Consider the following 23,510-nt stretch of genomic DNA (forward strand, 5'->3'; position numbering starts at 1 on the left):
TGGGAGTTTAGTTCCCGGCCAATGCGTCCAAAGCCTCTTGGAGAGTGCCCACACCCACCACCCGCAAATCGCCGCTGACGTGGTCGAGGGCGTCACCCAGATTGGCGACAGGGACCAAGAACAAGTCGACACCGGCCCTATCCGCCGCGATGGCCTTCTGGTCCACTTCGCCGATGGCGCCCACGGAGCCGTCAAACGAGATCGTGCCGGTGGCCGCCACCTGACGTCCGCCGGTCAGCTCTCCGGGGGTCAGAAGGTCGATGATGCCGATGGTGAGGGCCAACCCGGCCGACGGCCCGCCGATCGTTCCGCTGTCGATTTCTATCTCCACCGGGAGCTCTCCCAAGTCGGTTCGCTCCCGCGCTCCAACGCCGATGAGCGCCCGGCCGGGCTCGTCGGAAGATTCGATGAGTTCCAGCACCACCGACTTCACTGTGCCGTCGTCGGCCCGCTCCACGTCCAACTCCACCATCTGACCGGCTTCGCGAAGGGCCAATACTTCGGCCAAGTCCCCCAAATCGCCAACGGGTACGCCGTCGATGCCCACGATCACGTCGCCTCGTTCCAAGACTTGCGCGGCGGGCGCCCCGCTCAGGGTCTCAGACACGATGACCCCCGAGGCGTGGCGGGGGATCTCGTAGCCCAAGTGCTCCAGCGCCACCACCACGGCAGTGTGTTGGGAGGTCTCCATTCTCATCTCATTGAGCCGGCGCAGCTCGCTGCGGGTGCCGTCGCCGGTGAAGGCCCGCTCGGGCTCTATGTCCACGCCCGACTCGAATTCGGCCCCGATCCGCTGCCAGATGGTCAGCCGCTGGCTGACCAGCACGGTGACCAGGGAAATCTCGTTGTTGGGCGGGTAGACGTCGGCCCCCGACACCGTTACTCGCGACGGCACTTCTTCCACCGAACCGGGGCGCACCGCCACTTGATCGGTTCGCCAGAAGGTGAACACCAACGAGGTGATCAACAGCAAGAGGAGAACCACCCCCACCGGCACCAGCCAGGCTGCGTTGCGCCGCCACCACGACGGCCCAGCACCCGGCGCCGGTTCTGGCACTAACTCAGCAAAGGATGCGGAGTCGCGGGTCATAGCAGCACCCGATCTTCGGTGGGTGGAACTATCCTGGAGAACTCTGTGGTCGACTGGTCGCGCATTCGGATTTCCTTCTCCGACGATACCTGGGCAACGCTGAAAAGCCGGTGGCAGCGCAGGTGGGTGGCGTGGCGTGAGATCCGGGCCGAGCGAGATGTGCTGGCCTCCTACCGAGCCGACTACGGCGAAGGGGCCCGATTTCGATGGTGGCAGCGGTTGCGGGCCGGCGTCGGCCTGTTTTTTGTGGTCGTGCTGATGGGAGCAGGCCTGACCATGATGGTGGGACTCTTCTTCATCGGTTTCACGATTGCTTTGGAAACGCTGGTGTGACCGAACCCGGGGAAGGCCCCCAAGAGTTGCGCCGACGCGACGTGGTGATTGCCGGGCACTCCGGCGACGAATCCGCAGCAAGGGCAGCCTTGGAGGATGTCGACCCCGGTGTGCGGGCGTCGGCATTGGGAGCGCTCGCCCGGATCGGGGCGCTGGCCGATGACGAGCTGCACGAGGCGCTGCTCGATCCGGCGCCGAAGGTGAGGATGCGGGCGGCTGCCTTGACCGTTGGACGCAAGAAGGTGTCGCCCGCACCCCTGTTGGGCGACCCCAGCGATGATGTGGTGGAGACTGCGGCTTGGGCCTGCGGGGAGCGGGGGCCGGAGGGCATCGACACCGTGGCCCGATTGTCAGAACTGGCCACCGGCCATTCGAACCCCCTGGTGCGGGAGGCGGCGGTGGCCGCGTTGGGGGCCATCGGCCACCCGGACGGACTCCACGCCATATTGGCGGCGACCACCGACCGGGTGGCCGTGCGCCGCCGAGCGGTGCTGGCCCTAGCTCCCTTTGACGGTCGTGAAGTGGAAGCGGCTATCCACCGGGCCTCCCAGGATCGGGATTGGCAGACACGGGACGCCGCCGAGTTGCTGGCTAATCCCGATTAGGCCCCAAATCACTCCATGAACCCAAATCACTCCATAAACATCGCCTGGACGTCTTCGAAGGACTCCAGGCAACGCCCTGCCCCCACCACCACCGATTCCAGGGGAGCATCCACCAGGCTGACGGGGACCTCCGCGGCCTGAGACAGCCGGTCGGCCAAGCCCCGCAATAGCGAGCCGCCGCCCACCAAGTGGATACCGCGGGTGATTACGTCTTGAGACAGCTCCGGCGGTGCTTCCACCAAGCAGTCCACCACTGCGTCGACCACGGAGGTGACCACCTCTGCGATCGCGGTGCGCACCTCAAAGGGAGACAAGACGATGGTCTCTGGCAGGCCGTTCATGAGATTGCGGCCTCGAACCTCGGCGCTGCACTCGCCGGGGACGTAGGCCGCTGAGCCGATGGTGATCTTCACCTCCTCGGCGGTGCGCTCGCCGATGGCGATGCCGAACTCCCGCCGCACATAGGCCTGGATGGCGGCGTCGATGTCGAACGAGCCCACTCGGATGGCCTTGAGGGAGATCACCCCGCCCATGGAGATCAGCGCCGTCTCGCTGGTACCCCCTCCGATGTCCACCACCATGTTGCCGATGGGTTCGTGAATGGGCAGCGAGGCCCCGATGGCCGCGGCGAGCGGCTGCTCGATGAGCCGGGTCTCGGCCGCTCCCGCCCGTCGGGCGGCCTCTACCACCGCCCGGCGCTCCACCGCGGTGATCGCCGAGGGCACGCAGATCACCACTTTGGGCCGGCTGAACCGGTTGACACCTGCGTCCATCAGCAGGAGGCGGATCATGCGCTGGGTCACCTCGAAATCGGTGATGGCCCCTTTGCGTAGCGGGCGCACGGCCACGATGTGGGCGGGGGTTCGGCCGATCATCTGCCACGCATCCCGCCCCATGGCCAGCACCTCGTTGGACTTGCGGTTCAACGCGATCACCGAGGGCTCGTTCAAGATGATCCCCTGGCCGCGGGCATACACCAGCGTGTTGGCCGTGCCTAGGTCGATGGCCAGGTCTCGAGCCATGGATCAGCTGACCGATTCGCCTGATGGGTGGAGGGCTGCGGCGTCAGAGATGTGCTGGGCCTCCAAGCCCCAACTCTCGCCTCCTTGCCAGGCCTCCTTCTTCCAAATGGGAACGGTGGCCTTCAAACCATCGATGCAGAATCGGGCGGCGGCAAAGGCCTCCTCCCGATGGGGCGCGGACACTGCGGCCACCACCGCCGAGTCGCCGATCTCTACGCGGCCCACCCGATGCAAAAGCGCAACCCGGCCGATGTCGGGCCACCGGGCCCGAGCCTCGTCGATCAATGTCTCCAGGCGGGGAATCACTTGCTCCTCGTAGGCCTCGTACTCCAGCACGGTCACCCCCGGCCGGCCCTGGGAGTGGTCGCGGGCTGTTCCGCTGAACACAACGATGCCGCCGCAATCCGGTCGCCCCACCCACGCGTGAACCCGGTCCAATGGCAGCGGCGTTTCGCTGAGTCCGACCCATGTCTCAGCGGATTCAGGCGGGTTCACAGACTGAGTGTAAACCCATCCCTCCGGTTGGTTTCCAACACGGCCGCGATCAGCGGCGAATGAGCCGGCGGGCAAAGGCCAGCACCCCCCATGCAAGGCCCAAACCCCCCGCCACCGTGCCGAACAGGGCAATCTGCTGGCGGCGGCGGGAATCCAGCATGCCCCACGGAGGGCTTTTGTGCCCGGAGACAAAGGCCTGTTCGCTGGTGAACTGGGGAGACCAGCCGGCGGCCCGCAGCCGGTCGCTGGCTACCACCCAAGGAAATCGGGCATAGCGGAGAAGGCCGGGGCTTGGGGGCGCCGAGCCGTTGCCAAGCGACAGAGCACCGGTGCGGGACTGAGCGGGTCCCTTCTTCCACCACCACGTCGTCAGACGGCGCAAGAGCTGCTCGGGCATATTGAACCGGTGGGTCCGGCCCGCCAGGTCGAGGGCTGTACCGCTGCTGATCCAGCCTTGGGGAGCAACGTTGTACACCCCCGTCAGGTCGCCCACCACGCACAACTCCACGGCAGCCGCCAAGTCGTCCATGTGGAGGAACTGAACGGGCACCTCGCTTTCCCCGTTGAGGTTGGCCGCCGACCGCAGAGAGCGGAACACCCAGCCCACATGCTCTTCGGCCAAACTGGCCGTGGGCCGCAAGGTGACTAGGTCCACTTCGGGATGCTCCTCCGCCCATTGCCCGGCAAACCGCTCCTGCTCCGCCTTGTTGACGGCAAAGCTGCACTCGGGAAGCGGGCGCAGCACCGAAGCCTCGGTGAGCGGCACGGGATTGTCGGGCCAGGCGCCATACACCATGGCCGTGGACATCAGCACCAATCGACCGACCCCGGCGGCACCGGCGGCCTCCAAGAGGCGACGGGTTACCTCGGCATCTCGGGTGCTGACCGACTCCCCATCCGACCACGGCTCCAGCGCCGACACCAAATGGACCAGCACATCCACGTCAGCCAGCAGGGTTTCTAGATCCAGCTCTGCGATGTCGCCCGACACGTAATCCAACCCGGCGATGCCGGGATCGGGGCGAAGGTCGAGGCCGACCACCGAGTCGACCCGGCAATGGTCCACCAGACGGCGGCCCACTCGGCGACCAAGCGGACTGCACGCACCAGCCACCGCCACAGAAATCAGAGCAGACTCGGCCACTCATTGAGGATACGGGGAAGGACAGCAGTCGACACAATGGCCGATAACCTCAGAGTGTGAGCGATCCAGACTCGCCCGAGGACTTCAACCCCTTCAAGGGAATGCCGATTTTCGGAGACCTGGGCAAGCTCTTCTCTCAGCAGGCCTCGACCACTTGGGAGACGGCCCGCCAGTTCGCGGTGGCGGTGGCCACCGAGGGGCAGTCTGAGCCCAACGTCGACCCGTCCGACCGCATCGCGCTAGGGGAGCTGGGTCGGGTGGCCGAACTCCAGGTGGCCAACGCCACCGGCCTGTCCACCACCCGCGACAGTCAGGCGGCGACGATCGTGCCAGTGACCCGGACCCAGTGGGCAACCGCCACGCTGGAGGCCTACCAGCATCTCCTAGAGCCCATCGGAGACGTGTCGGGCCGAGTGGAGGCCGAAGAGGCGTCATTCGACCCCGCCCAAGCCATGTTCGGCCAGATCATGAAGATGATCGGCCCGGTCATGCTGAGCATGACCGCCGGAAGCATGGTGGGCAACCTCGCCCGCCGGAGCCTGGGCCAATACGACCTGCCAATTCCCCGCCACGGCTCGAAGCTGATGGTGGTACCGGCCAACATCGACTCATTGGCCGAGGAATGGAGCCTGGATGCCTCCGACCTCCGGCTCTGGGTGTGTTTGAGCGAGCTGACCCACCATGCCGTGCTGTCGATTCCCCACGTGAGCCGGCGCCTCGATGAGCTGTTGGCCGACTACGTACGAGGCTTCGAGGCTGATCCGGCGGCGCTGGAGAGCCGGCTGAGCGAATTAGACTTGGGCAATCCCGATTCCATGGGAGATCTCCAGTCGGTGCTGGGCAACCCCGAGATCATTCTGGGGGCGATCCAGTCGCCGGCGCAGCGGGTTTTGCTTCCGCAGATCACTGCCCTGGTCACAGTGATCGCCGGTTATGTCGACTGGACAATGGACAGCATCGGACACGGTCTCATCGGCTCCTACCAGCGCCTCAGCGAAGCCCTGAGGCGGCGACGGGTAACGGCTGACCAGGCCGATCGCTTCATAGAGAGGATGTTCGGCCTCGAGCTCACCCAAGACCAATACGACCGCGGTTCAGCCTTCGCCAGCGGGGTAATGGAGCGGGCGGGCACCGACGGCCTGGCCCGGCTGTGGCATTCCGAGCGGGAACTGCCTACCCCCGCTGAGGTTGATGCTCCGGGCTTGTGGCTGGCCCGGATCGACCTGCCCGACCAGACAGATCTCTAGGCGCGGGCTGAAGCCAGAAGAACACCGCGGCGACCGCGGCGGCAACCGCAATCAGGATGAACCCAACGCGGGCAGAAATGGGGATGATCACGGGGATGAGCGCTCCCAGCACCCAGAAGATCTGAAAGCGGGTTTCAAAAATGGCGAACGAGCGGCCGTGGTCGGCGCCCTCAGCGTCTCGCTGGACGATGGAGTCGAACGACAGCTTGCCGGCACTGGCGGTGATGCCTACTCCCAGGGCCAGCAGCAGGGTGGACCCGTAGCCCCCGCCCAAGGCGGCCACCAGGCCGATCAGGAACAGGGCCAACAGCGCGCTGGCGATGATCACCTCCTCGCGGATCCGGTCCCGCAGCTTGGGGGCCAGAAGCGAACCGATCAAGAACCCGCAGACCAGGGCGGCCGCCACCAGCCCCAGCTTCCAGGCCGGGTTGGCGTCAGAGGCCACATCGCCATGGAGGGCATGGCGGACTCCGGCCCCGAATGCCTTGCCCACCCCGGAGAGGTTCACGTCATCGGCACCACCCCGCAAGGCGAACGCGGCCAAAAAGGTCGTGAACCCGACGATGCCCCGAAGCGTGCCGGTAGCCGACGCCGCCTTGCGGATGCCCCCGCCACGGAGTTCGGTCGCCTCTTGGTCGTCAGCTTTGCCGGGCGCCACCCGGCTGAGGGGCAGCGACAAGCACGACAGGGCGCACAGTATGTACACCACCATGGCCATGCCTGCGGCCCACGGCGCCCCTCCCAGCCAATTGGCCAAGAGCGCGGGACCCGCGCCGATAAAGCCGCACACGCCCCCTACCAGCGCCAGTCGGGCATTGCCCCCCACGAATTGCTGCTCGTTCCGCAAGATGAGCGGCACCATGGAAGCCTTGGCCACGCCGTAGCTCTTCTGAAGCACCAACATGGCGAAAGCGATGGGAAACAGCAGCAGCGAATCCATGTTGGAGATCATCAGGAAGGCCACCAGCGCTCGACCTGCGTTGATGGCGAAGATCATGGTGCGACGGCCACCCCGGAATCGGTCCAGTGCCGGCCCGATCAATGGCCCGACCACCGCGAACGGGGCCATCGTGAGCAGCAGGTAGAGGGTGACCCGAACCCGGGCCGCACTGGGATCAATGGAGAAGAACAGCGAACCCGCCAATGCGATGGCGATCATGGCGTCGCCCACGGCACCGAGGGCATGAACCCGCACCAGCCGCAAGAACGGGGTATTGATCACACTACGAAGATAACGGTGGACACTAGGGCGGCGCGGTCTCAGCCGAGACGCCGGTGGCGTACTTGTAGCCCAGGCCGCGGATGGTCACGATGCGGCAGGGGTTGGAGGGGTCGTCCTCGATCTTGGACCGAAGCCGCTTGATGTGGACGTCGAGCGTCTTGGTGTCGCCCACATAGTCGCTGCCCCACACCTGGTCGATCAGCGCGTCACGAGTCAGCACCCGGCCCGCGTTGGTCAAAAGCAACTCCAACAAGTCGAACTCCTTCAGCGGCAGTTCGATCGGCTGCCCCCGCACGAACACCTCATGGCGCTCGGGATCGACCGCCACATCGCCCACCTCGACGACGTCTCCCCGGAACGCCTCGCCCTCCGCCGTCCAACGGGACCGCCGCAGCAAAGAGCGCATGCGGGAGATCAGCTCTCGCAGGCGATAGGGCTTGGTCACGTAGTCGTCGGCCCCCACCTCCAGGCCCACCACCGCGTCGATCTCCTCGCCCTTTGCGGTGACCATGATGATGGGTACCTGCGAGCGGGCCCGAATCTCGCGGCAGACATCGACCCCGGACACCAGGGGCAGCATCACGTCGAGCAGCACGATGTCGGGGGAATATGCGTCGAAATAGTCGAGGGCGTCCTTGCCGTCACGGGCCACGTTCACGGTGAATCCTTCGCGGGACAGCCCCACGGTCAGCGCCTCCACGAACGACTCCTCGTCTTCGACGACGAGAACCCGTATCGAACCGCTCATGGCTGGACTCCCATGGGTACCGCCAGCGTGAAGGTCGAGCCCTCTCCTTCGGTGGACTCCACCCGGATTTCGCCCCCGTGGTTGGTGGCCACATGGCGCACGATGGCCAAGCCTAAGCCCACGCCGCCGTCGGTGCGCTCCCGCGACTGGTCCACCTGATAGAAACGCTCGAAAATACGTTCTTGGTGGCGCAACGGGATGCCGTAACCCTGGTCGCGAACCTCCACCTCCACCCAATCGCCTTCCAACCGGGTCATGACCCTGACCGGGCAGGTTGCCTCTGAGTACTTGACCGCGTTTTCCAGCAGGTTGAACACCGCTGAGGTGAGCTGGCGACGGTCAGCCTGAACCACCAGATCCAGGGCCGGGAGGGCGGTTTCGATAGGAACCTCCTTCTCCTCGGCGGTGGGCCTGGCCCGGGAGAGGGCGTCACTGATCACGTGCTGTATGGCAACCGGTGTCCGCTCAGACGCCTCATCGCTCTCGATCCGGCTGAGCTCCAGCAGATCGTCCATGATGTCGGACAGCCGGATGGCCTCGGCCTGCACCCTCATGGCCAATCGTGAGGCCACCTCGGGATCGGTCTCGGTGGCCAGGGTCTCAGCCAACAGGCTGAGCGCCCCCATCGGGGTCCGCAGCTCGTGGCTGATGTTGGCCACAAAGTCCCGGCGCATGGCGTCGAGCCGCTGGGGTTCGGTGATGTCGTCGATCAGGGCTACCGAGCCGTAGTTCCGGCCTTCGAGCTTGAGCGGCATGGCGCTCACGAACAGGCAGCGCCGCGGGGGTCCGAACAGCTCGACTTCCCGCTCCACCACGCTTCCTTGAGCAGCCTCGATCAACAGCTCGGCGACGGCGGCTTCTACCAACGCCTCCCCATGGCGAGCTTCGGTGAACTGCCGAGCGTAGGAATTGCGGTAGAGCACATTGCCCTCGGCATCGGCCATCACCACCCCTTGGGTGATGGCGTCCAGCGAAAGCCTGAGTCGGGCCTCGCTGTCGGCCACCTCGTCTTCATGGCGGCGCTGCATTTCGTCGTCGCGGCGGCGGCTCTCCTCCGCGTCGACAAAATGCCGGTGCTCGCGCCACGCCACCGCCCCGACTATGGCCAAGACCACCACGGCAGTCACCACAACGATGGCGACGATCATCTAGTGGTCCGTCCTCGCCTTGGGCCAATGGCGACGAGCGGCACCATGCTCACTCCTCGCTGGTTTCTTCGCCAGCCTCGTCGCCAGCCTCATCGATGCGGTAGTGCTCTCGGTCTTTCAATCGGGCCGACCCGGTGTGCTCGGGAAGCCATCCCGTGACCATGTACACCACCCGCTCGCCGATGTTCACCGCATGGTCGCCGATGCGCTCGTAGTACCGGCTGATCAGACAGAGCTGAACGGCGGCTTGCAGATCGATGGTGCCGTCGTTGTGGGCTTGGAACACCGCCTGTACGCAGTCCTGGTTCAGACCGTCGAGTTGGTCGTCGATGTCGTCTAAGGCCGCGGCCAACCCCGCGTTGCGGTCGACATAGGAGTCGATGGCCAACCGCACCAACCGGCACGCCTCCTCGCTCATCCTCACCAGCAAGCCCCGGAGGGTGGCGTCGTAGCGGGTGCCGTAAATGCGCCGGGTGCCCTTGGCAATGTTGACCGCCAAATCGCCCGACCGCTCCAACTCGGCGTTCAGGCGGAGAGCGGTGCTGAGGGCCCGCAGGTCGCCAGCCATCGGAGACTGAAGGGCCAGCACCTGATGGCATCGCTCTTCGAGGTGTACCGACAGGTAGTCGAGCTCGTCATCTGCGGTGATGAGCTGCTGGGCCAGCTCCAGATTGGATTCCAGCAGCGACTCGGTGGCCCGGGGAACGGACTCGGTGACCAGCGCGGCCATGCGCACGATGCCGGCCTGGATCTCGTCCAGTTCATCGTGGAAGGACTTGCGCAGTTCCCCCACCTCGGGCTCCGGGCCGGAGCTCAGCCGAACCGCCCGGTGACGTAGTTCTCGGTCCGCTCATCGGAGGGATTCGAGAAGATGGTCTCGGTGCGGTCGTATTCCACCAGTAGCCCGCACCGCTGATCGGTGACCGAATCGAGTTGAGCAGTGAAGAACGCCGTGCGATTGCTGATCCGGGCGGCCTGCTGCATGTTGTGGGTGACGATCACGATGGTGTAGTCGTCCTTTATCTCCTGCATCAGATCCTCGATGCGGGTGGTGGCGATGGGGTCGAGGGCCGAGCACGGCTCGTCCATCAGCAGCACATCGGGATCGACGGCGATGGCCCGGGCGATGCACAGGCGCTGCTGCTGGCCGCCCGACAGCCCCAGGGCAGAGTCCTTCAGCCGGTCTTGCACTTCGTCCCACAGAGCGGCCCGGCGCAGTGACCGCTCCACGATGTCGTCCAAATCGCCCTTCTTCTTGGCCATCCCGGTGACCCGGGGGCCGAAGGCGACGTTGTCGTAGATCGACTTGGGGAACGGGTTGGGCTTTTGGAACACCATGCCAATGCGGCGGCGGACCTCCACCGGATCTACCCGGGAGTCGTATATGGACACGTTGCGGAAGTCCACCCGGCCCTCGACGCGGGCGATGGGGATGAGATCGTTCATCCGGTTGAAGCAGCGCAACACCGTGGTCTTGCCACAGCCCGAGGGGCCGATCATGGCGGTGATCTCGTGCTCGTACACCGTGAATGAGGCGTCTTGGACGGCTCGGAAGTCGCCGTAGTACACGTTCAGGTCTTCGACTTCGAACACCACGTCGGCAGCGTCTGGTTCGTCGGCTTGTGCTGTGCGGTCGAGATCCAGACTGAGGCGTGGGGCGGCTTGCGGTTCTGCTTGCTCCATCTGGTCGGTCCCTATGGTCTCAGTGACTGCTTCCACGAATCACCCTCTCTTCTTCTCAAAGTGGTTTCGCAAGAAGATGGCGGCCGCATTCATCAGAATAACGAATACCAACAGCACCACGATGGCTGCCGCAGCGGCTTCGGCAAAGCCCGGATCGCGGCCCGAGTTCTGCACCCACTCCACGATGATCACCGGCATGGCCATGAACGCCTCGGCGTTGATGGCGCTGAAGTCCAAGAATGCCGGATCTGTGCCCAGGCGACCGGTGACCGCGCCGACAAGGAGAATCGGGGCGGCTTCGCCGATACCCCGGGACATGGACAACAGCGTCCCGGTCAATATGCCCGGTGAGGCGTAGGGCAGCACCTGGCTGCGGATCATGGTCCACTTGGTGGCGCCTACGCCGTAAGCCCCCTCCTTGAGTCCTTGCGGGACCGCCCGGATGGCCTCCTGGGCGGTGATGATCACGATCGGCAGCACCAAGATGGCCAGGGTGATGCCCGCCGACGCGATGGACTTGCCCCCGGTGAGATCGCCCAGGGTGTTCACGAAGTAGAACAGGCCGAGCAGGCCGTAGACCACCGAGGGCACGCCGGCCAGATTGCGGATGTTCAACTCGATGAATCGGGTGAACCGGTTCTTGGGGGCGTATTCCTCCAACCAGATGGCCGCGCCGATGCCGAATGGGAAGGCCAGCACGGCCACGAACACCGCGATCCAGAACGTGCCCACCAAGGCCTGGTGGACGCCCAGCTTGTGATCGTGCGAGACCGACCGCATGGTTCCGTTCAAGAACCCTCCGGGGCGGCCAGTGAGCACGCCCCAGGCGTCCACTACTACGTCCACGATCAACACGCCGAGAATGAAGAGCGAGATGGCCAAGGTAAGCAACAAGGTGGCCTGGAACACCCGTCCTCTGATGTCCAATGCCCGTCGCTCCATGGCCTGCACCATCAATTTGCTGGTGCGAGGGCCAACCAGCCTGCCGACCGCCATCAGTACTGCTCCCGCACCCGCTGGACGAACCGGTTGGCCACGATGTTCAAACCGAAGGTCATCACGAACAACACGAGGCCCACAAAGAAGAGGCTCTGGAAGGTGAGGCCTTCGCCTACCACGTTGTCGGTGCCCCGGGCCAGTGAGGCCATGGCCGCAGTCATGGGGAGGCTTCCGTCTAAGGCGCTGTCGGTATAGGTGGCGGTTTGGGACGCACCCCCGGCCAGAAATACCACCATGGTCTCGCCCAAGGCTCGGGATACGGCCAAGATGAACGAGGCCACCAACCCGGAGATCGCGGCCGGGATCACCACCCGGACGGTGGTGGTCATCTTGCGAGCCCCCAAACCAGAGGATGCCTCCCGCAACGACATGGGCACCGCATTCATGGCGTCTTCGGAGATGGACGCCACCAGTGGAATGATGAGCACCCCTACTCCGATGCCCGAGGCGAGCAGCGAGCCAGCCGCCGGCCCGTTGAAGAGGGTCTTGACCACGTTAGGGGCAATCCACTCCAAGGCGAAGAATCCAAGAACCACACTTGGGATCCCGGCCAAGATCTCCAGGATGGGCTTGAGCGTGCGGCGGACACCGGGACGGGCATATTCCGACAGGAAAATGGCCGCCCCCAGTCCCAGCGGAGTGGCCACGATCATGGCGACACCGGTGACGATGAAACTGGCCACGATCAGCGTCTTGATGTCGTAGATGCCCCGGCGGGGGAACCAGCCGATGTCCCAAACCGAGCCCCAGTTCACTTCGACCATGAACGTCCATGCCTCAGAGAACAGCGACCAGATAATGAGGCCGGAGATGAGCACCGAAACCAGTGCGGTGACCCCCAAGGAGTTGCGGATGGCCCGCTCCTTTCGAGCCCGCCGAGGATTGGCCGTCAGGGATTCGACGGTGAGCCTCCCGGTATCCGTCATCGGGCCGACCATTCAGCTCGAGATGCCATCCTGTCTTCTTCGGTGAGGTTCACGTACTTCACGTCGCTGACCGCGGTGCCCAAGCCCCCATTGCTCAGGTAGAAGTCCACAAAGGAGGTCACCGCTGGACTGGCCTCAGCCTTGGCCTTGTTCACGTAGATGTAGAGCGACCGGGCCACCGGATATTCCCCGGTGGCGATCGCATCAGGGCTGGCGGCCTTGCAACCATCGCCACCGTCGACGTCTAGCAACTTCACCCCTTGAACGTTGGCGGTAAAGGCATACCCGACCCAGCCGAGACTGCTGTCGCTGGATTGCAGCCCTTGAATGATCACATTGTCATCGGCATTGGCGTTGTAGTCGGGACGGGTGGTGGCGTCCTGGCCTCGCTCTTCGGCGATGTGCTCCAGCACGATCTCTACGAAGCTGTCGAATGTGCCCGACTCCTCACCAGGACCATAAATGTCCAGCGATCCATCGGGCAGCGTGGAGGACGACCCCAACTCCAAGGCCAGAGCTTGCGCGTCTGTCCATCTCCTGAATCCGGTGGACTCGGGGCCCACCAGCGCATAGATGTCGGCAAAGCTCACGCAATCCACAGGGTTGTTCTCGTTGGTCATGACCGCGATGCCGTCAATGGCCACCCGCAGCTCGACAAATTCGATGCCCGCCTCCGCGCACTCGCCGATTTCCTTGTCCTTGATCGGACGAGAAGCATCGGAAATATCGGTTTCCCCGGCGCAGAACAGCTTGAATCCGTCTCCGGTGCCCGGGCCGTCGACCGTGACTGCCACTCCGGACTCCACATCTTCGAACAACTCCGCCACCCGCACCGATATCGGCTCCACCGTCGAAGAACCCGAGATCGTCACCCGCCCGGTGATGCCGCTGCCGGCGCCTCGGCCACTGCCGCGACTACACGCCCCGGCTACCAGAGCTAACACCGCCACAATTCCGATGATTGGCATGACGAATCTCAGACGCCGCAACCATTCTCCCTTGAAACCCACCACTGAGTCGCCAAGACAGTAGGCCAGTCGGATTGCCGGCTAGTCGCGACTGTCTGAACGGAAGGTGAACAGTTAAGGAATCCTTGAAGAGGCCGCGATCAGGCCAAAACGCTGTCGCCCACTAAGGCCAAGAATGCGCTCACCATCTTGAGGTCGCGTTCGTTGCTGAAATAGTTCAACGACTCCACCACCGGTACCCAGTCGATGGCGTCCACCTCGGGATTGGGGGTGAAACTTCCGGCAATGGCGTCCATTTCCCAGTAGTGCACCTGGCGGGTCCGACCCCGGCGATCGGTGTAGTCCACCATGCCTAGCTCTCTACCCAACTCGCAGACGTAGCCGGTTTCCTCGTGAACCTCGCGCAGCGCGCACTCGGCCAACGTCTCACCGGGGTCAAGCTTGCCAGCGGGCAGCGACCAGTCGAGGTGCTTGGGACGATGGACCATCAGAACTTCCAACTCCCCGTCGTTGTGGCGGGTGACTAGGCCGCCGCCGCCGAGGATGACCGCTACCGTTCCGAAACGCACGAAATATAACGTTAGGGCGTGAACCCGCCGAAAATGCGGATACCCCAGGGGCTAATGTAACACCCTGTTAGGGAGCGGGACTGGCGGCCAGGCGCTCAAAAGCGGTGTGGGCCTCGAATCCCGTACTGGAGGGAACCCGCTGCCAACTGCCGTCGGCCATCAGATCCCAGGCCAATTCATCGTCTCTGAGATTGAACTCCAGCACCTGGTCGAGCCGACGGCGCAGGTCCGGGTTGACCACCGCAACCAGAGCCTCGATTCGGCGGTTGAGGTTCCGGGGCATGAGGTCGGCCGACCCGATGTAGTAGGCCGGGGCATCGATGCCCTCGCCGTTGCCGAAGTAGTAGATGCGGCTGTGCTCCAAATAGCGCCCGATGAGGGAGCGGACCCTGATGGTGTCGGACATGCCGGGCACCCCGGGGCGCAGACAGCAGATGGCCCGCACAATCAGATCGATTTCCACCCCGGCCTGGGAGGCCTCATACAGGGCTTCGACCATCTCGGCATCGGCCAGGCTGTTTATCTTTATGATGATCCGACCCTCAGGGCCGCGGGCCGCCTCGTTGCGGATCAGCTCCGTCACCGTCGGGCGCAGGCCCTGGGGCGCGGGCACCAGGCGGCGGAATTGGATGTCGCGGCCGTAGCCGGTCAGCGAGTTGAACAGCTGAGTCAGGTCGACCCCGACTTCGGGATCGGCGGTGAATAGCCCGAGATCGGTGTACACCCGGGCGGTGATGGAGTTGTAGTTCCCGGTGCCGATGTGGCAGTAGCGGCGCACGCCGTCGGCTTCCTCCCGAACCACCAGGCAGGTCTTGGCGTGGACCTTGAGACCCACCAGCCCGTAGGCCACGTGGACGCCGGCCTGCTCCAATCGGCGGGCCCATTCGATGTTGGCCTCCTCGTCGAAGCGAGCCTTGAGCTCCACCACTACCGCCACCTGCTTGCCGCTCTCTGCGGCTCGAATGAGCGATCGCACGATCGGGCTGTCGCCCGACGTCCGGTACAAGGTGAGCTTGATGGCCAGCACCTTGGGATCGTTGGCCGCCTGCCAGATGAACTCCTGCACGGTAGCGGTGAAGGAGTCGTAAGGGTGATGGACCAAGATGTCGCCCTCGCGGATGCGGGCGAACAGGTCGATCGGCTGATCACTCGGTGCCTTGGAAGGGAGGGGATTGACCGGCTGCCACGACGGGTTCTTGAGATCGGGCCGGTCCACGGCGAACAGGTCCCACAGGCTGGACAGCTCCAACAGGGTGTCCACCTCGTACACGTCATCGCGCTCGATGTCGAGCTCCTCTATGAGCAGGTTGCGGATCTCCGATGACACCAGGTGCTCCACCTCCAGGCGGACCACGCTGCGGAACCGGCGGCGGCGCAGCTCAACCTCCACCGCGGCCAACAGGTCTTGGGCCTCGCCCTCGTCGACGGCCAAGTCGGCGTTGCGGGTCACCCTGAAGGCCACCGTCTCGGTGATCTCCATTCCTGGGAACAGCGTTGGGAGGTGGGCGGCAACCACCTGCTCGACGGGCACGAACCGATGCTCGTCGGGGAGCTGGATGAACCGCCCGAATGTGGCCGGGACCTTGAGGCGGGCAAACCGCTGATGGCCGTCGGCCGGGTCGATCATCAGCACGCCCAAGCTCAGCGACAAATTGGAGATGTAGGGGAACGGATGGCCGAGATCTACCGCCAATGGGGTCAGAACCGGGTAGATGCGGTCGTCGAACTCGCCGGAGAGAAACTTTCGGTCCTCGTGGTCCAAGTCATCCCAGTTCAGAATCTCGATGCCGGCGTCGGCCAACTCGACGGTCAGTCCGCTCAGGCAGCGGGCCGCCCGGTCCATCTGGTCGTCCACCTCGATGCGGATCTCGTAGAGCTGCTGGGCCGCGGTGCGCCCGTCAGGCGTGGTGCCGGTGAACTGGCCGGCCAGCTGGTCTTTGAGGCCGGCCACCCGAACCTGGAAGAACTCATCGAGGTTGGAGCTCCAGATGCCGCAGAACTTGACCCGCTCCAGCAGGGGCACCGAGGCATCTTCGGCTTGGGCCAGAACGCGGCTGTTGAATTCCAGCCAGGACAGTTCGCGGTTGATGAATCGACCAGACTCAGCCTCGGTGTCGATGGATTCCGCAATCATGTCCCACTGCTCACGGGTCTACCCCTCGTCCGCTTCGCTCTCCTCTTCCTCTTCGTCGTAACCCAAGTCCCATTCAATGAGCAGGTTCTCCCGCTCGGCGTCCCGGTTGATCCGCTCCCGGTTCCGGCGGAACTGCGGATCGTGGGGGGGAAGCAACAGCAGCCGAGCCTCGGCCCGGGCCTTGAACTGCTCGAGGTGGCCGGCATCGCCGAAGTCGGACATGAAGTCCCAATGGGGCGCTACTGGTCCCATGTAAACCACCTTGACATTCCCTGCTGGCGGCTCGGGCAGGGCATCCATGGTGTCAATCATTTTGTTGCTCCTGTGGGATTTGGGGCCGTTCCAGTTTAGCCGCCGTTCGGCGACATCCCGAATGCGCTCTCCCGAGCTGGGCTTGGGCGACTCCCCAGGGATCAAATCCACCGCTATGCTGACTTATCGGACGGCCGATAGCTCTTGAAATTCCTCTTCGGAGGGAACTTTTGGCTGCGGTGGGGCGTCATACATGCGGGGGCATGTAACCGATGGAGGTCCCATGAGCGAGAGCTGGATGGCTTACGGCCGGTGCGTCGATGAGTCGCCCGACGTTTTTTTCCCGAGCGATGGGCTCGGGGTGGAAAAGGCCAAAAAAATCTGCCAGGAGTGCTTGGTGCAGGATGCTTGCCTGGCCTACGCCCTGTGTAACCGAATCAAACACGGAGTGTGGGGCGGCCGCTCCGAGCGACAGCGCCGCCGGTTGCTGCGCCAAGCCGCCGCCTGAGGGCGTCGCTACACCAATACCGAGCGAGAAGCGTCCAGCACTTGGGGGGCCATGGTCTGGGGACCGGCCGCGGCCAGGGTGCTGCTGAAAACCTCGGGGAACCAGATCGGGTTGGCACCAGACCCGGTGATGATGCCGAGGACCTCGGCAAAGTCGACTGCGCCGTCGCCGGGGAGCAGGCGGGCAGTCATGGTCTCGGTGGCGATGTCCATGTCGTCGGGCAATTCGGCGGTGGCGTCGCATAGCTGGACCACCCGCAGTTTCTCGGCGGGAATCTGGCGCAGCAGATCGGGGTTGGGGCCGCCGGGCTGGCGGTACCAGTGCCAGGTGTCGACCATGATGCCGCTGTTGTCGCAGTCGGCTCGCTGCAAGATCTCCCAGGCGGTGGCCAGATCGGGTATCCCAGTCCAGGGGAGAAACTCCATGCTCACCAGCAAGCCGACCTCCGCCGCTTCCTGGCACAGGGTTCGAAATCGGGCCACCACGTCGTCCATGGGCGGTAGCGAGGGCTCCATGGTGACGGCCACCAGTTCCCGGCTGCCCACCGCACTGGCGTACTCGCTCAGATGGGCCACCTCTCCGGCGGCCGCGTCGCGGTCGGGATTCAGCCAGCCGAAGGCCGCTTCGGCCACCGGATGGTTCAATCCGAGTTCTTGGAGCCGGTCGACCAGCCAGGCGACGTCGACGCCGGCTGCTCCCAAGGCGAAGGGCCACACACTGATACCGGTGTAACCAGCGGCAGCGGTGGCCACAAGGGAGGAGTCAAGCTCGTCGAACGACAACTCGAAGGGGTTGACGCACAGTGTGCCCAGCGACATCACGAGCTCTTCGGACGAAGAGGCTGAGTTCATGAGAGGGGGAGTTTACGAGTTTTTGGGCTGCTCGCCGGTATCGCCCGAAGACTGCTCTCCAGGCTTGTCGTCACCCTTGTTGCCATCGGTGACACCCTGCTTGAACTCTTTCTGGGCCTGACCTAGCGAGCGGGCCAGTTTGGGGAGCTTGGCCCCACCGAACAGCACCAGCAGGATGACCAAGACGATGATCAACTCCGTTGCCCCGAGATTCATGGGCTAAGGCTACCCGGTAGCCGCCCTACCCGCGTCACGGGGGGCCTCAGGCGCCTGAGGTGTCGGCCACCGCTTTCAGCGGCTCCCGAACTCGGGTGAGTCCCCGGGCCCGGCGGACCCGGCGCCGCTCCCGCTCGCTCATGCCGCCCCAAATGCCGAACTTCTCGCCGTTCACAATGGCGTACTCCAAGCACTCCTCGCGCACAACGCAGGCCCGGCAGACCTCCTTGGCCTCACGGGTGGATGCCCCCCGCTCAGGGAAGAACAGGTCGGGGTCCACCCCCAGGCAGTTGGCCAGCGCTTGCCACGCCCGGCCATCCTCGCCTGTCTGCGACTGCTTCGATGTCGTCTCTACCAGTCTCATTGAGCCCTCCTAGACATGCCGTGTGTCGCCCCCTGCTCGCCGCCTCCCGCCTTCGGCCTGATCAGCCTAGGGACGTGAAACAACGTGCTTGTAATTTCAATAACGTAACCTTGGCATGGAACCGCGCCAAACGCAAGAAGAAATTTCTCAATCGGGCAATAAATTCCTGGGCTGCCCTACAGGGCGCGGCCTAGAGGGGGCGGCCACCCAAAAGCTTGCGCTTGTGCTCCACGAAGTCCACCAGCACGTAGTCGCCCAGGGTCTCGGGCGTGGTGAAGAAGGCCCGTCCCCCGTTCATCTTTGAGATCTGCTCGATGAAGTTGGTGAGGTAGGAGGTGGCGTCGAGCATGAACGTGTTGATGCGAATTCCCTCCCGGGTGGCCCGCATCACTTGCTCCAGGGTCTTTTCCACCGTCGCCCGGGCCGGGGGGTAGGAGAAGAAGGGCCGACCGTCATCGTCCACGTGGGCGGTGGGCTCCCCGTCAGTGACCATGATGATCTGCTTGGTGCCGCTGTGTCGGGCCAGCATCTGGCGGGCCAGCATGAACCCGTGCTGCATGTTGGTGCCGTATACGAAGTCCCATGACACCTCGGGCAACTGCTCGGGCTTGACCTCCCGGGCGACTTCGCTGAAGCCCACGATACCCAGGAAGTCCCGGGGGTACTGCGAGCTGATGAGCGAGTGGAGGGCCATTGCCACTTTCTTGGCCGGCAGGAAGTTGTCCCTCATCGGCATCGACAGCGACAGATCGAGCATCAACACGGTGGACGACCTCACGATGTTCTCGGTGCGCTCCACCTCGAAGTCGTCGGGTGATAGCTCCACCGGGGTGCCGCCGCCGGTGCGCTGGATGGCGTTGCGGATGGTTCGCTCGATGTCGAGATTGAAGGGGTCGCCGAATTCGTAGGGCTTGGTGTGGTACTCCCGCTCGTGACCTCCGCCGAACATGTCCATGGTGTGCTGGCCCACTCGGTCTTGCTGGAGTTTCTTGAAGAGGTCCGACAGGGCATTTTGGCCGATCTGGCGGATCGCCCGGGGGGTGAGCTCCAGACGCCCCTCCCGGTTCTCGATCAGCCCGGCCTCTTCCAACATCTTGGCCAGATCAGCCATTTGCTCGAGGCTTTGGGCCGCCTCGTCGCCTAGCAGCTCCCGGGCCCGGTCGATGTCCACCTCGGCTAGCGCTCCGGGGTTGTTGGCGCTTCTGAGGAGGTTGTCGAGCTGGTCCAAGTCGCCCAATTCCTGCATCATCTGGGCTGCGGAGGCGAAATCGAGCGGATCGGCCCCGCTGAAGTCATAAGACCGGTCCCAGCCGGCATCGGGGAACATGGATTGGAGATTCTGTGACAGCTGATCCACCTGCCAGCGCAGGTCCATGTCCTGAAGCAGCTGCTCGGCCAGGCCTTGGAGCTGCGCCCGCTGTTCGGGCGTCATCGAGGCCATCATGGCCGACATGGCCGCCATGCGCCGGGCCATTACTTCCAGCAGCTCAGTCAGCGTCCGGGGGTTCTCGGGAAAGAAATCGCCAAATCGCTCCATGAAGCTGTCGAAGTCTGATTGAAGGCGCTCGTCCAGCATCCGATTGCGCTCGGCCGGATCGGAAACGTCGGGAGGAAGCTGGTCATCGGCCATCTGGCGCTTCTCCAGCAGGCTGTTCAGCTCGGCCATCATGTCCTTGGCCCGGGCCAAGTCCTCGGGCGAGAGGTTGTTCATGCCGTCGGTCATCTGGTTGACGTAGTTCTGCATGAGCTGCTGGCGGAGCTGTTCCACCAGGTCGTCAAACCGCTGCTGGGCCTCCGACGAGGTGAACTGATAGTTCTCCAGCTCCTTGATCTGGCCGGCTAGGTCGGGGGGCAGCATGTCAAGTTGGAACCGGCGCTCGGCCACCGTCTCCTCGGTGATGGCCGCCCGGCGCTCGTCGCCCGATTCAGCCGCCGAGGAGGCCAAGTCGTCCAGGGCATCGCGCTCCATGTCGACCACGTCGCGCAGCTCTTGGGCGATGTCGTCGTAGACTCCGCCGAGGTCGTGCTGCTCTAGGCGCTCTTGGCGTCGCTGGCGAAGCTGCTCCATCATCTCCCGCAAGCCCTGCACCTGCTGGCCATCGACCTCAAAGCCCTGCTGGAGGAGCCGCCGCAGGGCGGCGTTCACGTCTCCGTGGTAGAGGAGATCGTCGTTCATCTGGGCGAACAGGTCGGTGGTGGAGAAGTCGAACCCGGTTTGGGAGCCGTCCCAGCGGGAGTAGGCCACGCGGTGGGCTGATCGACGGCGGGCCATTCGCCATCTCCGAAGCATCCCGCCAACCTACCCTATCAATGTCCTGAACAGGCAATATCCTGAACACGGTGGCTGATACCAGGAGCGATAGTGCCGACAAGTTCGCCTGGGGGTGGACCGCGGACTCAGTGTCGTTGGAAGGAGTCGGCCCCGCGGCGGACTGGTCGGTGTGGGAGCGGGAGGGGCGGGCACCCCAATCAGGCGAGGGGTGCGGATTCGGCATCGACTTCCGGGCCGACCTAGAGCTCTTGGCCGAGTGGGGCTTCACCCATTGCCGGCTTCCCGTGGAATGGGCCCGTGTGGAGCCCTTGCCGGGCAAGCTGGACCACGATGCCGTCGACCGGTATCTGGACATGCTCGGCGCGGCCCGCGACGCCGGTCTGCAAACGTGGCTGGTGCTTCAGAACACCACGCTGCCGGGGTGGTTTGCCGACGATGAGGGCGGTTGGAGCACCCGACAGGGGCGGATGCTGTGGTGGGCCCGATGGGTGGACCGCTGCGGCGAATGGTTCTCAGACCGGGTGGCCGGTTGGGTTCCGGTGGAGGACCCGGTGGGCTGGGCAGTGCGAAGCCGTATTCTGGCCCAGCGCCCTCCGGGACGGCGCAGCGTTACTGCCGGAGCGGAGGCGGCCCAGCACGGGCTTGAGGCCATGTTCGAGGCTTGCCGGCTGCTCCGCAGCGGCAGTCAGCCGATCATGGGGGTGTTCGGCCTCCACACCGTGTTCGCCGCCGACCAGCGGTCCGACACCCTCGCTTGGCAGGGATGGTGGGACCGTCTGCTGTGGCGGAGCTGGACTTCAGCGCTGACCGACGGGGAGATCGCAGTGCCCGATCGCCCGGTGGTGGACCGCGAGGAATTCCGAGAGGCCCTCGACCTGGTAGGCATGTGCTTCGACGCTCCAGCGTCGGTGGACCAGCACGGCCGACTTGGGCCGTATCCGGTCACCGCTCGGTGCGATGACTCGGGGCTGGCCCCCGAACCCGAGGAACTGGGCCGGGCGCTGGCCCGTCTGGCCGACATGCTGGGCGATCTGCCATTGGCGGTGGCCGGTACCGGCGTGTCCACCACCGACGAAACCTGGCGCGACCAGCTCCTTGGTCGGACGCTGGATCAGGTCGACGCGGCAAGGGCCGACGGCATCAATGTGGTGGGGTTCTTCGCCGACACCGCGGTAGACGGCTACCAGTGGAACCTGGGCAGGTCATCGGCCCGCGGCCTTTTCGACCGGGACCGCAATCCCAAAGATGCCGCCCTCACACTGAGCGACCGCATCCGGGGGATCGATCCAGATCAGGTTCTGCCTCGATAGACAGCCGCGCCAGCCACCGATTCCTTGTTGAGTCGCTTGGAGAGGTGGAGGCCCTCCAGCACGAACTCGATGCCGCTGGCCACCAACGCCGGGTTCTCCAGGTCGCCGGGTTCGTAGCCCAGCGCGGCCAGGGCGCTGGAGAAGGCAGGCACATCCTCCACCAGCGCGGCGTAGTCGGAGGAGGAGATGTCGTCACCCGCGTTGACCACCCGACCCTCTTCGAAGGCCTCAACCACCTCGTGCTGCACGTCGTTTTCCACCGCATCCCTGAAGGCCAGGCGGACCGCCTCTTTGCGAAGGTTGCCCACGATCTCGCCGTCGCGGCCGTCGTCGATGGTCTCGATCTCGATCTTGCCCAAAGTAGAGGGGTCGAGAGCGTCCAAGTCGGTCACCCGGGGCACGGCAGAGGCCTCGCCGGTACGCAGCGCCCGACGGATGGCCGCCGCGGCCAGCGTCTCGTAGTTGGAGACGGTCAACCGCACCGATACCCCCGAGCGCTGATTGATATGCGGGTTCTGGCGGGCCAGTTGGCTGAGATACACCAGCACCTCGCTCATGAAGTCGGGCATGACCACCGGCAGGTCGGCCTCGGGCATGGTGGCCTCTTGCTCGGTGATGTCCAGCTCGATGTCCACGTCGGTGGGATAGTGGGTGCGGATCTGGGCGCCGAAGCGGTCCTTCAGCGGGGTGATGATGCGACCCCGGTTGGTGTAGTCCTCGGGATTGGCCGAGGCAAACAGCAAGATGTCGAGGGGCAGGCGGATCTTGTGGCCCCGAATCTGGACGTCCCTCTCCTCCAGCACGTTGAGCAGGCCCACCTGGATGCGCTCGGCCAGGTCGGGGAGCTCGTTGATGGCGAACACTCCCCGGTTGGTGCGGGGCACCAGGCCGTAGTGGATGGTGAGCTCATCGGAAAGGTAGCGGCCCTCGGCCACCTTGATGGGGTCGACCTCACCGATCAGGTCGGCGATGGAGGTGTCCGGAGTAGCCAGCTTTTCCCCGTAGCGCTCGCTGCGATGGACCCAGGTCAGCGGAGTGTTGTCTCCTTCAGCGGCGATCAGGTCTTTGGCGTGCTTGGAGACGGGGTTGTAGGGGTCGTCGTTCACCTCGGAGCCAGCCACGATGGGGAGCCACTCGTCGAGCAGGTCAAGAACCAGTCGGATCATGCGGGTCTTGGCCTGGCCGCGCTCGCCCAGGAAGATCACGTCGTGACCGGCCAGCAGGGCGGTCTCCATCTGGGGTATGACGGTGTCTTCGTAGCCCCATATGCCGGGGAATAGGTCTTCGCCAGCTCTTATGCGGCGAATGGCGTTCTGGCGGATCTCGTGCTTGACCGAGACGGATTGCCAGCCGGCTTCTTTGAGCTCTCCGAGCGTGGAGGGTTGAGACATAGAGGTGAAACCT

Annotated in this window: 25 protein-coding genes; 5 read left to right on the forward strand and 20 right to left on the reverse strand. The window is 64.6% G+C overall.

Annotation, left to right across the window (positions count from 1 at the left end; genetic code table 11):
• Positions 1 to 7 precede the first annotated feature (7 nt).
• Entirely contained in the window at positions 8 to 1,090 is a 1,083-nt protein-coding gene (locus ACOGXH_RS15850; protein ID WP_419930055.1) for a PDZ domain-containing protein, read from the reverse strand.
• 45 nt (positions 1,091 to 1,135) lie between these two features.
• Between ACOGXH_RS15850 and ACOGXH_RS15855 the strand changes: the two genes are divergently transcribed.
• Complete coding sequence (locus tag ACOGXH_RS15855) at positions 1,136 to 1,423, forward strand: hypothetical protein (RefSeq protein WP_419930056.1); 288 nt, start codon at positions 1,136 to 1,138, stop codon at positions 1,421 to 1,423.
• A complete protein-coding gene (locus ACOGXH_RS15860; protein ID WP_419930057.1) occupies positions 1,420 to 2,028 on the forward strand; it encodes a HEAT repeat domain-containing protein in 609 nt (202 codons plus the stop codon). The genes ACOGXH_RS15855 and ACOGXH_RS15860 overlap by 4 nt, the downstream gene beginning before the upstream one ends.
• A gap of 26 nt (positions 2,029 to 2,054) precedes the next feature.
• Here the strand turns inward: ACOGXH_RS15860 and ACOGXH_RS15865 are convergent, their stop codons facing one another.
• The 3 genes from ACOGXH_RS15865 to ACOGXH_RS15875 are packed head-to-tail and all read right to left on the reverse strand — an operon-like array spanning position 2,055 to position 4,689.
• Positions 2,055 to 3,050, reverse strand: a complete 996-nt coding sequence (locus ACOGXH_RS15865) for a rod shape-determining protein (RefSeq protein WP_419930058.1) — start codon at positions 3,048 to 3,050, stop codon at positions 2,055 to 2,057.
• A gap of 3 nt (positions 3,051 to 3,053) precedes the next feature.
• On the reverse strand, positions 3,054 to 3,545 hold the full coding sequence (locus tag ACOGXH_RS15870) for a molybdenum cofactor biosynthesis protein MoaE (RefSeq protein WP_419930059.1): 492 nt from the start codon (positions 3,543 to 3,545) through the stop codon (positions 3,054 to 3,056).
• 49 nt (positions 3,546 to 3,594) lie between these two features.
• The gene (locus tag ACOGXH_RS15875) at positions 3,595 to 4,689 is read right to left on the reverse strand and encodes an NAD-dependent epimerase/dehydratase family protein (RefSeq protein ID WP_419930060.1); all 1,095 of its coding nucleotides are present in this window, start codon (positions 4,687 to 4,689) and stop codon (positions 3,595 to 3,597) included.
• 56 nt (positions 4,690 to 4,745) lie between these two features.
• Here ACOGXH_RS15875 and ACOGXH_RS15880 point away from each other — a divergent pair, with 56 nt between their 5' ends.
• Positions 4,746 to 5,936, forward strand: coding sequence for a zinc-dependent metalloprotease (locus tag ACOGXH_RS15880; protein WP_419930061.1), 1,191 nt, complete (start codon positions 4,746 to 4,748; stop codon positions 5,934 to 5,936).
• Here ACOGXH_RS15880 and ACOGXH_RS15885 read toward each other — a convergent pair.
• The 11 genes from ACOGXH_RS15885 to ACOGXH_RS15935 all read right to left on the reverse strand — a co-directional run bounded on the left by ACOGXH_RS15885 (position 5,863) and on the right by ACOGXH_RS15935 (position 16,645).
• Positions 5,863 to 7,158 (reverse strand): hypothetical protein, encoded by a 1,296-nt coding sequence (locus tag ACOGXH_RS15885; protein ID WP_419930062.1) that lies wholly within the window; start codon positions 7,156 to 7,158, stop codon positions 5,863 to 5,865. The genes ACOGXH_RS15880 and ACOGXH_RS15885 overlap by 74 nt on opposite strands.
• A gap of 22 nt (positions 7,159 to 7,180) precedes the next feature.
• The gene (locus ACOGXH_RS15890; RefSeq protein ID WP_419930063.1) at positions 7,181 to 7,906 is read right to left on the reverse strand and encodes a response regulator; all 726 of its coding nucleotides are present in this window, start codon (positions 7,904 to 7,906) and stop codon (positions 7,181 to 7,183) included.
• On the reverse strand, positions 7,903 to 9,054 hold the full coding sequence (locus tag ACOGXH_RS15895) for a sensor histidine kinase (protein WP_419930064.1): 1,152 nt from the start codon (positions 9,052 to 9,054) through the stop codon (positions 7,903 to 7,905). Before ACOGXH_RS15895 ends, ACOGXH_RS15890 begins: the two co-directional genes overlap by 4 nt.
• Positions 9,055 to 9,103: 49 nt before the next feature.
• Complete coding sequence (gene phoU / locus ACOGXH_RS15900) at positions 9,104 to 9,847, reverse strand: phosphate signaling complex protein PhoU (RefSeq protein ID WP_419930065.1); 744 nt, start codon at positions 9,845 to 9,847, stop codon at positions 9,104 to 9,106.
• A 20-nt stretch (positions 9,848 to 9,867) separates the two neighbouring features.
• Positions 9,868 to 10,737, reverse strand: coding sequence for a phosphate ABC transporter ATP-binding protein PstB (gene pstB, locus ACOGXH_RS15905; RefSeq protein WP_419930391.1), 870 nt, complete (start codon positions 10,735 to 10,737; stop codon positions 9,868 to 9,870).
• Positions 10,738 to 10,776: 39 nt separating this feature from the next.
• Positions 10,777 to 11,733 (reverse strand): phosphate ABC transporter permease PstA, encoded by a 957-nt coding sequence (pstA, locus tag ACOGXH_RS15910; protein WP_419930066.1) that lies wholly within the window; start codon positions 11,731 to 11,733, stop codon positions 10,777 to 10,779.
• The gene (pstC, locus tag ACOGXH_RS15915) at positions 11,733 to 12,662 is read right to left on the reverse strand and encodes a phosphate ABC transporter permease subunit PstC (protein WP_419930067.1); all 930 of its coding nucleotides are present in this window, start codon (positions 12,660 to 12,662) and stop codon (positions 11,733 to 11,735) included. Before pstC ends, pstA begins: the two co-directional genes overlap by 1 nt.
• Positions 12,659 to 13,630 carry a substrate-binding domain-containing protein gene (locus ACOGXH_RS15920; protein ID WP_419930068.1) on the reverse strand — a complete coding sequence of 324 codons (972 nt, stop codon included), beginning with the start codon at positions 13,628 to 13,630 and terminating at the stop codon, positions 12,659 to 12,661. The genes pstC and ACOGXH_RS15920 overlap by 4 nt, the downstream gene beginning before the upstream one ends.
• A gap of 140 nt (positions 13,631 to 13,770) precedes the next feature.
• A complete protein-coding gene (locus ACOGXH_RS15925; protein WP_419930069.1) occupies positions 13,771 to 14,199 on the reverse strand; it encodes an NUDIX hydrolase in 429 nt (142 codons plus the stop codon).
• Positions 14,200 to 14,266: 67 nt separating this feature from the next.
• Entirely contained in the window at positions 14,267 to 16,333 is a 2,067-nt protein-coding gene (gene ppk1 / locus ACOGXH_RS15930; protein ID WP_419930070.1) for a polyphosphate kinase 1, read from the reverse strand.
• Positions 16,334 to 16,351: 18 nt separating this feature from the next.
• On the reverse strand, positions 16,352 to 16,645 hold the full coding sequence (locus ACOGXH_RS15935; protein ID WP_419930071.1) for a hypothetical protein: 294 nt from the start codon (positions 16,643 to 16,645) through the stop codon (positions 16,352 to 16,354).
• A 223-nt stretch (positions 16,646 to 16,868) separates the two neighbouring features.
• Between ACOGXH_RS15935 and ACOGXH_RS15940 the strand changes: the two genes are divergently transcribed.
• Positions 16,869 to 17,093 (forward strand): WhiB family transcriptional regulator, encoded by a 225-nt coding sequence (locus tag ACOGXH_RS15940; RefSeq protein WP_419930072.1) that lies wholly within the window; start codon positions 16,869 to 16,871, stop codon positions 17,091 to 17,093.
• Positions 17,094 to 17,101: 8 nt separating this feature from the next.
• Here ACOGXH_RS15940 and ACOGXH_RS15945 read toward each other — a convergent pair whose 3' ends face one another.
• The 4 genes from ACOGXH_RS15945 to ACOGXH_RS15960 all read right to left on the reverse strand — a co-directional run bounded on the left by ACOGXH_RS15945 (position 17,102) and on the right by ACOGXH_RS15960 (position 20,814).
• Positions 17,102 to 17,944: a sugar phosphate isomerase/epimerase family protein gene (locus ACOGXH_RS15945; RefSeq protein WP_419930073.1), complete on the reverse strand. Its 843-nt coding sequence runs from the start codon at positions 17,942 to 17,944 to the stop codon at positions 17,102 to 17,104.
• Positions 17,945 to 17,956: 12 nt separating this feature from the next.
• Positions 17,957 to 18,160 carry a Sec-independent protein translocase subunit TatA/TatB gene (locus tag ACOGXH_RS15950; RefSeq protein ID WP_419930074.1) on the reverse strand — a complete coding sequence of 68 codons (204 nt, stop codon included), beginning with the start codon at positions 18,158 to 18,160 and terminating at the stop codon, positions 17,957 to 17,959.
• A 46-nt stretch (positions 18,161 to 18,206) separates the two neighbouring features.
• Positions 18,207 to 18,524 (reverse strand): WhiB family transcriptional regulator, encoded by a 318-nt coding sequence (locus ACOGXH_RS15955; protein WP_419930075.1) that lies wholly within the window; start codon positions 18,522 to 18,524, stop codon positions 18,207 to 18,209.
• A 190-nt stretch (positions 18,525 to 18,714) separates the two neighbouring features.
• Positions 18,715 to 20,814: a hypothetical protein gene (locus ACOGXH_RS15960; RefSeq protein ID WP_419930076.1), complete on the reverse strand. Its 2,100-nt coding sequence runs from the start codon at positions 20,812 to 20,814 to the stop codon at positions 18,715 to 18,717.
• A 50-nt stretch (positions 20,815 to 20,864) separates the two neighbouring features.
• Here ACOGXH_RS15960 and ACOGXH_RS15965 point away from each other — a divergent pair, with 50 nt between their 5' ends.
• Positions 20,865 to 22,106, forward strand: a complete 1,242-nt coding sequence (locus tag ACOGXH_RS15965; protein ID WP_419930077.1) for a family 1 glycosylhydrolase — start codon at positions 20,865 to 20,867, stop codon at positions 22,104 to 22,106.
• On the opposite strand, the gene ACOGXH_RS15970 is transcribed toward ACOGXH_RS15965, so the two are convergent.
• Positions 22,088 to 23,497 carry a magnesium chelatase gene (locus ACOGXH_RS15970; RefSeq protein ID WP_419930078.1) on the reverse strand — a complete coding sequence of 470 codons (1,410 nt, stop codon included), beginning with the start codon at positions 23,495 to 23,497 and terminating at the stop codon, positions 22,088 to 22,090. The genes ACOGXH_RS15965 and ACOGXH_RS15970 overlap by 19 nt on opposite strands.
• Positions 23,498 to 23,510: the final 13 nt, after the last annotated feature.

It is taken from the genome of Candidatus Poriferisocius sp., assembly GCF_965208355.1.
Classification (GTDB): domain Bacteria; phylum Actinomycetota; class Acidimicrobiia; order Acidimicrobiales; family Bin134; genus Poriferisocius.

Excerpts from the sequence above, each read along its gene's own strand:
- ACOGXH_RS15850 (WP_419930055.1), bottom strand. The coding sequence starts at position 1,090 with ATGACCCGCGACTCCGCATCCTTTGCTGAGTTAGTGCCAGAACCGGCG.
- ACOGXH_RS15865 (WP_419930058.1), bottom strand. The coding sequence starts at position 3,050 with ATGGCTCGAGACCTGGCCATCGACCTAGGCACGGCCAACACGCTGGTG.
- ACOGXH_RS15890 (WP_419930063.1), bottom strand. The coding sequence starts at position 7,906 with ATGAGCGGTTCGATACGGGTTCTCGTCGTCGAAGACGAGGAGTCGTTC.
- ACOGXH_RS15895 (WP_419930064.1), bottom strand. The coding sequence starts at position 9,054 with ATGATCGTCGCCATCGTTGTGGTGACTGCCGTGGTGGTCTTGGCCATA.
- pstB (WP_419930391.1), bottom strand. The coding sequence starts at position 10,737 with ATGGAGCAAGCAGAACCGCAAGCCGCCCCACGCCTCAGTCTGGATCTC.
- pstA (WP_419930066.1), bottom strand. The coding sequence starts at position 11,733 with ATGGCGGTCGGCAGGCTGGTTGGCCCTCGCACCAGCAAATTGATGGTG.
- pstC (WP_419930067.1), bottom strand. The coding sequence starts at position 12,662 with ATGACGGATACCGGGAGGCTCACCGTCGAATCCCTGACGGCCAATCCT.
- ACOGXH_RS15920 (WP_419930068.1), bottom strand. The coding sequence starts at position 13,630 with ATGCCAATCATCGGAATTGTGGCGGTGTTAGCTCTGGTAGCCGGGGCG.
- ppk1 (WP_419930070.1), bottom strand. The coding sequence starts at position 16,333 with ATGATTGCGGAATCCATCGACACCGAGGCTGAGTCTGGTCGATTCATC.
- ACOGXH_RS15935 (WP_419930071.1), bottom strand. The coding sequence starts at position 16,645 with ATGATTGACACCATGGATGCCCTGCCCGAGCCGCCAGCAGGGAATGTC.
- ACOGXH_RS15940 (WP_419930072.1), top strand. The coding sequence starts at position 16,869 with ATGAGCGAGAGCTGGATGGCTTACGGCCGGTGCGTCGATGAGTCGCCC.
- ACOGXH_RS15945 (WP_419930073.1), bottom strand. The coding sequence starts at position 17,944 with ATGAACTCAGCCTCTTCGTCCGAAGAGCTCGTGATGTCGCTGGGCACA.
- ACOGXH_RS15950 (WP_419930074.1), bottom strand. The coding sequence starts at position 18,160 with ATGAATCTCGGGGCAACGGAGTTGATCATCGTCTTGGTCATCCTGCTG.
- ACOGXH_RS15955 (WP_419930075.1), bottom strand. The coding sequence starts at position 18,524 with ATGAGACTGGTAGAGACGACATCGAAGCAGTCGCAGACAGGCGAGGAT.
- ACOGXH_RS15960 (WP_419930076.1), bottom strand. The coding sequence starts at position 20,814 with ATGCTTCGGAGATGGCGAATGGCCCGCCGTCGATCAGCCCACCGCGTG.
- ACOGXH_RS15970 (WP_419930078.1), bottom strand. The coding sequence starts at position 23,497 with ATGTCTCAACCCTCCACGCTCGGAGAGCTCAAAGAAGCCGGCTGGCAA.